This is a genomic window from Nocardia sp. NPDC041819 (assembly GCF_055590505.1).
This window is the reverse complement of the sequence record NZ_JBVJAP010000024.1, coordinates 61,782-72,413: the sequence shown is the minus strand read 5'-3', so window position 1 is coordinate 72,413 and position 10,632 is coordinate 61,782. Positions and strand designations below refer to the sequence as shown.

Here is a 10,632-nt window from a genome sequence, read left to right as displayed (position 1 = left end):
AGTGTGCGGGTGATTCCGTCGCGCGGTGCGTGGCTGGAGTTCGACGTGGACAAGCGCGACACCGTGGGTGTGCGCATCGACCGCAAGCGCCGCCAGCCGGTCACCGTGCTGCTGAAGGCGCTGGGCTGGACCACCGAGGAGATCGTCGAGCGCTTCGGCTTCTCCGAGATCATGATGTCGACCCTGGAGAAGGACAACACCGCCGGTCAGGACGAGGCGCTGCTGGACATCTACCGCAAGCTGCGTCCGGGTGAGCCGCCGACCAAGGAGTCCGCGCAGACCCTGCTGGAGAACCTGTTCTTCAAGGAGAAGCGCTACGACCTGGCGCGCGTCGGTCGCTACAAGATCAACAAGAAGCTCGGCATCCATGTGGGCGAGCAGGTCGTCGGTTCGGTGCTGACGAAGGAAGACATCGTCAACACCATCGAGTACCTGGTCCGCCTGCACTCGGGCGACAAGACCATGACCGCCCCCGGTGGCGCCGAGGTTCCGGTGGAAGTGGACGACATCGACCACTTCGGTAACCGTCGCCTGCGCACCGTCGGCGAGCTGATCCAGAACCAGATCCGGGTCGGTCTGTCCCGCATGGAGCGTGTGGTCCGCGAGCGGATGACCACTCAGGACGTCGAGGCGATCACGCCGCAGACGCTGATCAACATCCGCCCGGTCGTCGCCGCGATCAAGGAGTTCTTCGGAACCTCCCAGCTGTCGCAGTTCATGGACCAGAACAACCCGCTGTCGGGCCTGACCCACAAGCGCCGCCTCTCGGCGCTGGGCCCGGGTGGTCTGTCCCGTGAGCGCGCCGGCCTGGAAGTCCGTGACGTCCACCCGTCGCACTACGGCCGCATGTGCCCGATCGAGACCCCGGAAGGCCCGAACATCGGCCTGATCGGCTCGCTGTCGGTGTACGCACGGGTCAACCCGTTCGGCTTCATCGAGACGCCGTACCGCAAGGTCGTCGACGGCCGGGTGACCGACGAGGTTCGTTACCTGACCGCCGACGAGGAGGACCGGCACGTTCGCGCGCAGGCCAACTCGCCGGTCGACGCCGAAGGCCGCTTCCTCGAGGACCGCGTGCTGTGCCGGCGTGGCAACGAGGAGAACGAGCTCGTCGCCGCCACCGAGGTCGACTACATGGATGTGTCGCCGCGTCAGATGGTGTCGGTCGCGACCGCGATGATCCCGTTCCTCGAGCACGACGACGCCAACCGCGCCCTGATGGGTGCGAACATGCAGCGTCAGGCTGTTCCGCTGATCCGTTCCGAGGCCCCGATCGTGGGTACCGGCATGGAGCTGCGCGCGGCCGTGGACGCGGGCGACGTGGTGGTGAACGAGAAGCCCGGTGTGGTCGAGGAAGTCTCCGCCGATTATGTGACGGTGATGGCTGATGATGGGACGCGTAAGTCCTATCGGATGCGGAAGTTCAACCGGTCGAATCAGGGCACGTGCTCGAATCAGCGTCCGATTGTGGATGAGGGTCAGCGGGTGGAGCGTGGTCAGGTTCTGGCCGATGGTCCGTGCACCGAGAACGGTGAGATGGCCCTGGGTAAGAACCTGCTGGTGGCGATCATGCCGTGGGAGGGTCACAACTACGAGGACGCGATCATCCTGTCGCAGCGCCTGGTGGAAGAGGACGTGTTGACCTCGATTCATATCGAGGAGCACGAGATCGATGCGCGTGATACGAAGCTGGGTGCGGAGGAGATCACTCGGGATATCCCGAATGTGTCCGATGAGGTGCTCGCTGATCTGGATGAGCGGGGCATCGTGCGCATCGGTGCGGAGGTCCGGGATGGGGACATCCTGGTGGGCAAGGTGACGCCGAAGGGTGAGACCGAGCTGACTCCGGAGGAGCGGTTGTTGCGGGCGATCTTCGGGGAGAAGGCGCGTGAGGTGCGGGATACCTCGTTGAAGGTGCCGCATGGTGAGTCGGGCAAGGTGATCGGTATCCGGGTGTTCTCCCGGGAGGACGATGATGATCTGCCGCCGGGTGTCAACGAGCTGGTGCGGGTGTATGTGGCTCAGAAGCGCAAGATCCAGGATGGTGACAAGCTCGCGGGCCGGCACGGTAACAAGGGTGTGATCGGCAAGATCCTCGCGACCGAGGACATGCCGTTCCTGCCCGATGGCACCCCGGTGGACATCATCTTGAACACCCACGGTGTGCCGCGTCGTATGAACATCGGCCAGATCCTGGAAACCCATCTGGGCTGGATCGGCAAGACCGGCTGGCAGGTCGACGTCGCCGCCGACGGCTCCCGCCCTGATTGGGCGCAGGCGCTGCCGGAGGAGATGCTGGGCGCCCCGGCCGACTCGAACATCGCCACGCCGGTGTTCGACGGCGCGCGGGAGGAGGAGCTGACCGGCCTGCTGACCTCGACGCTGCCCAACCGCGACGGCGAGCGCATGGTCGACGACGACGGCAAGGCCACGCTGTTCGACGGCCGTTCCGGTGAGCCGTTCCCGTACCCGGTGGCGGTCGGTTACATGTACATCTTGAAGCTGCACCACCTGGTCGACGACAAGATCCACGCGCGTTCGACCGGTCCGTACTCGATGATCACCCAGCAGCCGCTGGGTGGTAAGGCGCAGTTCGGTGGTCAGCGTTTCGGTGAGATGGAGTGCTGGGCCATGCAGGCCTACGGTGCGGCGTACACGCTGCAGGAGTTGTTGACCATCAAGTCCGACGACGTCGTCGGTCGCGTGAAGGTCTACGAGGCGATCGTCAAGGGCGAGAACATCCCGGAGCCGGGCATTCCGGAATCGTTCAAGGTCTTGCTCAAGGAACTCCAGTCGCTGTGCCTCAACGTCGAGGTGCTGTCGTCCGACGGCGCCGCGATCGAGATGCGTGACGGCGACGACGAGGACTTGGAGCGTGCGGCGGCCAATCTCGGCATCAACTTGTCGAGGAACGAAGCGGCCACCGTCGACGATCTGGCGAACTAGGCGGTCTGCCGGATGCCGTCCCCGACGGCATCCGGCGCCCACCGCGCGGATTACCGGACGTGTCGGCCGAGCGAAGTCTCGGCAGACACTCACTAGTGAACTTTTGCTCGAATTCGACCCGCACAGGGGAAAGGAAGTTACGTGCTAGACGTCAACTTCTTCGATGAACTCCGGATCGGCCTGGCCACCGCCGAGGACATCCGTCAGTGGTCCTACGGCGAGGTGAAGAAGCCGGAGACCATCAACTACCGCACGCTCAAGCCGGAGAAGGACGGCCTGTTCTGCGAGAAGATCTTCGGTCCCACCCGGGACTGGGAGTGCTACTGCGGCAAGTACAAGCGCGTCCGCTTCAAGGGCATCATCTGTGAGCGCTGTGGCGTCGAGGTGACTCGCGCCAAGGTGCGCCGCGAGCGCATGGGTCACATCGAACTGGCCGCTCCGGTCACCCACATCTGGTACTTCAAGGGCGTGCCCTCGCGCCTGGGCTACCTGCTCGACCTGGCGCCGAAGGATCTGGAAAAGATCATCTACTTCGCCGCCTACGTCATCGTGGCGGTCGACGAGGAACTGCGGCACAACGAGCTGTCCACGCTCGAGGCCGAGATGGAGGTCGAGAAGAAGGCGGTCGCCGATCAGCGTGACGCCGACCTCGAGGCCCGCGCCCAGAAGCTCGAGGCCGACCTGGCCGAACTCGAGGCCGAAGGCGCTAAGTCCGACGTCCGCCGCAAGGTGAAGGACGGCGGCGAGCGGGAGATGCGCCAGCTCCGCGACCGCGCCCAGCGTGAGCTGGACCGGCTGGAGGAGATCTGGAACACCTTCACCAAGCTGGCGCCCAAGCAGCTCATCGTCGACGAGGTGCTCTACCGCGAGCTGGTCGACCGCTACGGCGAGTACTTCACCGGCGCCATGGGCGCGGAGTCGATCCAGAAGCTGATGGAGAGCTTCGACATCGAGGCCGAGGCCGAGTCGCTGCGCGAGACCATCCGCTCCGGCAAGGGCCAGAAGAAGCTGCGCGCGCTCAAGCGGCTCAAGGTCGTCGCGGCCTTCCAGGCCAACGGCAACTCGCCCATGGGCATGGTGCTCGACGCCGTTCCGGTGATCCCGCCGGAGCTGCGCCCGATGGTTCAGCTCGACGGTGGCCGCTTCGCCACCTCCGACCTGAACGACCTGTACCGTCGCGTGATCAACCGCAACAACCGCCTCAAGCGACTGATCGACCTCGGTGCGCCCGAGATCATCGTCAACAACGAGAAGCGGATGCTGCAGGAGTCCGTGGACGCCCTGTTCGACAACGGCCGCCGCGGCCGTCCGGTCACCGGACCGGGCAACCGTCCGCTCAAGTCGCTGTCCGACCTGCTCAAGGGCAAGCAGGGCCGGTTCAGGCAGAACCTGCTCGGTAAGCGCGTCGACTACTCGGGCCGTTCGGTCATCGTCGTCGGCCCGCAGCTGAAGCTGCACCAGTGCGGTCTGCCCAAGCTGATGGCGCTGGAGCTGTTCAAGCCGTTCGTGATGAAGCGCCTGGTCGACCTGAACCACGCGCAGAACATCAAGTCGGCCAAGCGGATGGTGGAGCGGCAGCGGCCGCAGGTGTGGGATGTCCTCGAAGAGGTCATCGCCGAACACCCGGTGCTGCTCAACCGCGCGCCCACGCTGCACCGCCTCGGTATCCAGGCCTTCGAGCCGCAGCTGGTGGAAGGCAAGGCCATCCAGCTGCACCCGCTGGTCTGTGAGGCGTTCAACGCCGACTTCGACGGTGACCAGATGGCCGTGCACCTGCCGCTGTCGGCGGAGGCGCAGGCCGAGGCACGCGTGCTGATGCTGTCGTCGAACAACATCCTGTCGCCCGCCTCCGGCCGGCCGCTGGCCATGCCGCGTCTGGACATGGTGACCGGCCTGTACTACCTGACCCGTCTGGAAGAGGGCGCGAAGGGTTCCTACGAGCCGGCCACCGCCGACGGTCCGGAGCGGGGCGTGTACTCCTCGCCCGCCGAGGCGCAGATGGCGGTGGACCGCGGTGAACTCACCGTGCGTTCGCTGATCAAGGTCCGGCTGACCGACCAGCGTCCGCCGAAGGACGTCGAGGCGGAGCTGTTCCCGGAGGGCTGGCGTCGTGGCGACGCGTGGACCACCGAGACCACGCTGGGCCGGGTGCTGTTCAACGAGCTGCTGCCCGTGGACTACGCGTTCATCAACGAGCAGATGCCGAAGAAGCGTCAGGCGACGATCATCAACGATCTCGCCGAGCGCTACCCGATGATCGTGGTCGCGCAGACCGTCGACAAGCTCAAGGACGCGGGCTTCTACTGGGCCACGCGTTCCGGCGTGACGGTCTCCATGTCCGACGTGCTCGTGCCGCCGGAGAAGGCCGAGATCATGGAGCGCTACGAGGCGCAGTCGGATCAGATCGAGAAGAAGTACCAGCGTGGTGCGCTCGATCACCAGGAGCGCAACAACGCCCTGGTCAAGATCTGGCAGGAGGCGACCGAGGAGGTCGGTAAGGCGCTGCGCGCGCACTACCCGGCCGACAACCCGATCATCACGATCGTCGACTCGGGCGCCACGGGTAACTTCACCCAGACCCGTACCCTCGCCGGTATGAAGGGCCTGGTGACGAACCCGAAGGGTGAGTTCATCCCGCGGCCGATCAAGTCCTCCTTCCGTGAGGGCCTGACGGTTCTGGAGTACTTCATCAACACCCACGGCGCTCGTAAGGGTCTGGCCGACACCGCGCTGCGCACCGCCGACTCGGGTTACCTGACCCGTCGTCTGGTGGACGTCTCGCAGGACGTCATCGTGCGCGAGCACGACTGCGGCACCGAGCGCGGCATCGTGGTGCCGATCGCGGAGAAGCAGCTCGACGGCTCGATCATCCGCGACGCGCACGTGGAGACCTCCACCTACGCGCGCACGCTCGCGGCCGACGCGGTCGACGCGCAGGGCAACGTCATCGTGGCGAAGGGCGCCGACCTCGGCGATCCGGCGCTGGAGGCGCTGCTGGAGGCCGGTATCACCGAGGTGAAGGTCCGCTCCGTGCTGACCTGCACCACCGGTACCGGTGTGTGCGCGACCTGCTACGGCCGCTCGATGGCGACCGGCAAGCTGGTCGACATCGGTGAGGCCGTCGGTATCGTCGCCGCGCAGTCCATCGGTGAGCCCGGTACCCAGCTGACCATGCGTACCTTCCACCAGGGTGGTGTCGCGGGTGACGACATCACCGGCGGTCTGCCGCGTGTGCAGGAGCTGTTCGAGGCGCGCGTGCCGAAGGGCAAGGCGCCCATCGCCGAGGTCTCCGGTCGCGTGCGGCTGGAGGACGACGATCGCTTCTACAAGATCACCATCATCCCGGATGACGGTGGCGAAGAGGTTGTCTACGACAAGCTCTCGAAGCGGCAGCGTCTGCGGGTGTTCAAGCACGACGACGGCACCGAGCGTCTGCTCTCGGACGGTGACCACGTCGAGGTCGGCCAGCAGTTGCTGGAAGGCGCGGCGGATCCGCACGAGGTCCTGCGCATCATGGGCCCCCGTCAGGTTCAGGTCCACCTGGTCCACGAGGTCCAGGAGGTCTACCGCTCGCAGGGTGTGTCGATCCACGACAAGCACATCGAGGTGATCGTGCGCCAGATGCTGCGCCGCGTGACGATCATCGACTCGGGCGCCACGGAGTTCCTGCCCGGCTCGCTCACCGAGCGCGCCGAGTTCGAGGCCGCCAACCGTCGCGTCGTCGCCGAGGGCAACGAGCCCGCGGCGGGTCGTCCGGTGCTGATGGGTATCACCAAGGCGTCGCTGGCCACCGACTCGTGGCTGTCGGCGGCGTCCTTCCAGGAGACCACCCGAGTCCTGACGGACGCGGCGATCAACTGCCGCTCCGACAAGCTCATCGGCCTCAAGGAGAACGTGATCATCGGTAAGCTGATCCCGGCCGGTACCGGTATCAACCGCTACCGCAACATCCAGGTGCAGCCGACCGAGGAAGCCCGTGCCGCCGCGTACGCGGTGCCGTCCTACGACGACACCTACTACAGCCCGGACAGCTTCGGTCAGACCACCGGCGCCGCGGTCCCGCTCGACGACTACGGCTTCAGCGACTACCGGTAATCCGTCGCAACGAGATTCGGCCCCCGCTTCCTTGTGGAGCGGGGGCCGAATTCGTTCAGTGACGGGTCCGTGGTGGACAACCGGGGTGGCAGGCAGTAGGAAAGTAGAACAGGTTGCAGTTCTGTTCGGAGGTGGCGGTGGACGGCGCGGCGTTGGGTGATCTGGTGGTGGCCGGATTCCGGAAGCTCGGTTTCATCCAGTACGCGGAGGTCGAGTGGGAGGAGTTCGCGGCGGGGCGGAACGTGGTGTCGATCGCGCCGCGGGCGCAGCATTTGAACCACAACGGAGATCTGCACGCCGCCGTGTTGTTCGGGATGGCGGAGACCGCCGCCATGGGTGCGTCCGTGTCGGGGATCGTCGACCTGATGGGGGAGACGTTCATCGTCGCCAAGGACGGACGCATCGAATACAAAGCCCGCGCGAAGGGGGACGCGGGGCCGTTCCGCGCCACTTCCGCGTTCTCCGCGCAGACGCTGGCGAAGATGCGGGCGGACATCGAGGCGAAAGTGCCGCTCGAACTCGACGTGCCGGTGGACATCACCGACAGCGCCGGAAAGACCGTGGCCGCAGCGATGTTCACGGCTGTGCTGCGTCCACGCCGGGCCTGATCGCATCGAGACGCTCAGCCGGGCATGATTCGCGTCTACGGCATCGCGCGTCGTGCGGACGTCGCCTGGATGACACTGCCGGCACACGACGTGGGCACGCTTCGGCGGTGATGCTGCCCTGGGTCATTCCGACACGGTTCGGCCTCTCGCCGAACCGCGTGCCTCGGCGAGCGGCCGGTCCGGATCGACTGTGCGATCCACCGGGCTTCGGACTCAGCGTTCGCTGTCGAGCATCACCATCTGCGGCGTGGCGTAGCGTTCGCCCGCGACCCGGTCGGCGGGCACGGCCGCTTCGATAGTGGACAACTCCTCGTCGGTGAGTGAGAGGTCCAGCGCGCTCACCGCCTCCGCCCAGCGTTCGCGGCGGCGGGTGCCGATGAGCGGCACGACGTCCTCGCCGCGGGTCAGCGCCCAGGCGATGGCCAGTTGCGCCACCGAGGCGTCCTTGCGCGCCGCGATCTCGTTCAGGGCGCGCACCAGTTCGAGATTCCGGTCCAGGTTCTCGCCTTGGAAGCGCGGGCTGTGGGCGCGGAAATCGTTCGGAGCGAAGGTGGCCCCTGGCGCGAAGGCGTCGCTCAGCAGGCCCCGGGAGAGCACGCCGTAGGCCGTGACGCCGATGCCGAGTTCGCGGCAGACGGGCAGGATCTGCTCCTCGATGCCACGGGAGAGCAGCGAGTACTCGATCTGCAGGTCCGCGATGGGGTGTACGGCCGCCGCGCGCCGAATGGTGTCCGCGCCGACCTCGGACAGGCCGACATGGCGCACGTACCCTGCTTCGATCAGTTCGCCGATGGCGCCGACGGTGTCCTCGATCGGCACGGCCGGATCGAGTCGTGCGGGGCGATAGATGTCGATGTAGTCGACGCCGAGCCGCTGGAGGCTGTAGGTCAGGAAATTGCGCAGCGCGGCAGGCCGGTTGTCCACGCCCGCGAAGCCGCCGTCGGGACCGCGCAGCGCGCCGAATTTCACGCTCAGCACCACGTCCTCGCGTGGCCGTTCGGCGATGGCCTTGCCGATCAGCGTCTCATTGTGTCCCGCGCCGTAGAAGTCGCCGGTGTCGATCAGGTTTGCGCCGGAATCCAGCGCCGCGTGGATGGTCGCGGTCGATTCGGCATCGTCGGTCGCGCCGTACGCGCCGGACATGCCCATCGCCCCGAGGCCGATCCGGCCGACCGTCGGGCCGGTGGCCCCGAGCCGCACTTCGTGGATTTTCGTTGTCGTCATGGGGCCAGCCTGAACCGTGCGCCGCCGCCGCGGGAGAGACCGTTTATCGGGGGAGTGGCGATCCCTGGCTGAGGGCGCCGTTTCCGAGGACAGTAAGGGCATGGACCGCGCCGAACTCGCCGATTTCCTGCGCCGCCGCCGAGAGCAGCTCACCCCCGCCGACGTCGGTTTGCCACCGGGTGTCCGGCGGCGCACGCCGGGACTGCGCCGCGACGAGGTCGCACTGCTGGCGGGCATGTCGACGGACTACTACACCAGGCTGGAGCAGGCGCGCGGTCCGCGTCCGTCCACCCAGGTCCTCGCCTCGCTCGCGCGCGCCCTGCGTCTCGACAACGACGAACGCGACCATCTCTACCATCTGTGCGACCACGCGCCGCCGGGACGCGATGCGACCGACAAGCACGTGGGCCCCGGGCTGATGCACCTGCTCGCCAAGCTGGACGACACCGCGGCCACCGTCGTCACCGATCTCGGCGAGGTGCTGGTGCAGAACCGGATGCATACCTTGCTCGTCGGCGATCACGGTGACCGTCGTGGGTGGGAGCGGTACTACGCCTACCGCTGGTTCACCGACCCTTCGTCGCGCGCGCTCTTCCCCGAGGAGGACTGGGATCGGCTCGGCCGCAACCACGTCGCGGATCTGCGTGCCACGGCCGCGCGCCGTGCGGGCGACGCGGACGTGCTCGAGCTGGTGGCCGAGCTGCGTTCCGCGAGCGCCGAGTTCGACCGGCTGTGGGACGAACATCAAGTGGCCGTGCGGCTTTCGGATATCAAGCGGATCCGGCATCCGCAGGTCGGCCTGATCGACGTCGTCTGCGAAACGTTGCTCACGCCCAACGCCGCCCAGCGCCTGCTGGTCTACCTGCCGCGTCCGGGCACGGACGCGGCCGAGAAGCTGGACCTGCTGCGCGTGATCGGCACGCAGCGGCTGACGCCCGTCGCCGGGCTCGACTAGGGCGCGGTGACGTACTCGAGCGCCGCGTCGACGGCGGGTTGCCCACCGCCGACGACGAATCCGGCCATCGCGCCGATCGCGGCGCCCGCCACCGCGGCGGCGGGCACCGTGATGAAGTCGATCACGAACAGGCCGAGCGGGAATCCGACGATGAAGCCGATGGCGGCGCCGATGCCCGCGCCCGCGAGGATGGTCGGCATGGCCTTCTCGGCCTCGGCGTAGAACCGCTCCTGGGCGCCGATGTCGCGCAGTGGGGCGTCGGTCATCGCCACCGGTGCGACGGTGAGCCGGTGGCCCGCGTCCTCGAGCACAGGGTCCAGCACCACGCGCTGATCACCGATGCGCAGCGTCATCGGCAGCGCGGCCACCACATTGCCGTCGCGATCGGAGACCGTCACGACCCGGCCGTCGTGGGTCGATTCGAACGTCCCGTCCTGGATGGTGGCCACGGCCGCGCGCCGGTCGCTGGTGGCGGCGACCTCGTAGGCGACCTGGTGGAACGAGCCGCGCAGGTCGAGCGGGGCGTCGGTGGGCGCGGGCTGTGCGTGCGCGGCGCTCGTGGTGAGTGCGGTGGCCGCCAGCGCGACCAGTGTCGTCGCGGTGAATCGAGAGGTCCTCATCGTGCTCTTTTCCGTGTGCCGCCCCCGTGTCCGGTTCGTCGGGAAAAGATACCGCTCGGCGGCCCTGATCAGAAGGGGCTGAGCGACAGTTCTTCGCCGAGTTCGGTCGCGAAAGCCTCTGTCGCACATCGCGGCACGGTGGGGGCGGGGCCGGTCGGGAGGCTTCGGCTGCGGCTGGATCCGC

The 10,632-nt window shown here is 67.2% G+C and carries 6 protein-coding genes; 4 read left to right on the top strand and 2 right to left on the bottom strand.

What is annotated here, in order from left to right:
• From rpoB to ACZ6DL_RS35705, 3 genes are all read left to right on the top strand, one after another.
• Nucleotides 1–2,946: DNA-directed RNA polymerase subunit beta (rpoB, locus tag ACZ6DL_RS35715; protein WP_466057884.1), on the top strand; the 2,946-nt coding region annotated here is incomplete at its 5' end.
• A 141-nt stretch (nucleotides 2,947–3,087) separates the two neighbouring features.
• Nucleotides 3,088–7,041 (top strand): DNA-directed RNA polymerase subunit beta', encoded by a 3,954-nt coding sequence (locus tag ACZ6DL_RS35710; RefSeq protein ID WP_063053072.1) that lies wholly within the window; start codon nucleotides 3,088–3,090, stop codon nucleotides 7,039–7,041.
• 113 nt (nucleotides 7,042–7,154) lie between these two features.
• Nucleotides 7,155–7,649, top strand: a complete 495-nt coding sequence (locus ACZ6DL_RS35705; protein WP_466057882.1) for a PaaI family thioesterase — start codon at nucleotides 7,155–7,157, stop codon at nucleotides 7,647–7,649.
• 213 nt (nucleotides 7,650–7,862) lie between these two features.
• On the opposite strand, the gene ACZ6DL_RS35700 is transcribed toward ACZ6DL_RS35705, so the two are convergent.
• On the bottom strand, nucleotides 7,863–8,873 hold the full coding sequence (locus ACZ6DL_RS35700) for an aldo/keto reductase (protein ID WP_466057880.1): 1,011 nt from the start codon (nucleotides 8,871–8,873) through the stop codon (nucleotides 7,863–7,865).
• Nucleotides 8,874–8,973: 100 nt separating this feature from the next.
• On the opposite strand from ACZ6DL_RS35700, the gene ACZ6DL_RS35695 reads away from it, so the two are divergent.
• Nucleotides 8,974–9,828 (top strand): helix-turn-helix transcriptional regulator, encoded by an 855-nt coding sequence (locus tag ACZ6DL_RS35695; protein WP_466057878.1) that lies wholly within the window; start codon nucleotides 8,974–8,976, stop codon nucleotides 9,826–9,828.
• Here the strand turns inward: ACZ6DL_RS35695 and ACZ6DL_RS35690 are convergent.
• Nucleotides 9,825–10,448 (bottom strand): DUF8020 domain-containing protein, encoded by a 624-nt coding sequence (locus tag ACZ6DL_RS35690; protein ID WP_466057877.1) that lies wholly within the window; start codon nucleotides 10,446–10,448, stop codon nucleotides 9,825–9,827. The two genes, ACZ6DL_RS35695 and ACZ6DL_RS35690, sit on opposite strands and share 4 nt — an antisense overlap.
• Between the last annotated feature and the right edge of the window lie 184 nt (nucleotides 10,449–10,632).

What these genes read in the sequence shown, in the direction of transcription:
- ACZ6DL_RS35695 (WP_466057878.1), top strand. Translation starts at nt 8,974, where the DNA reads ATGGACCGCGCCGAACTCGCCGATTTCCTGCGCCGCCGCCGAGAGCAG.
- ACZ6DL_RS35700 (WP_466057880.1), bottom strand. Translation starts at nt 8,873, where the DNA reads ATGACGACAACGAAAATCCACGAAGTGCGGCTCGGGGCCACCGGCCCG.
- ACZ6DL_RS35690 (WP_466057877.1), bottom strand. Translation starts at nt 10,448, where the DNA reads ATGAGGACCTCTCGATTCACCGCGACGACACTGGTCGCGCTGGCGGCC.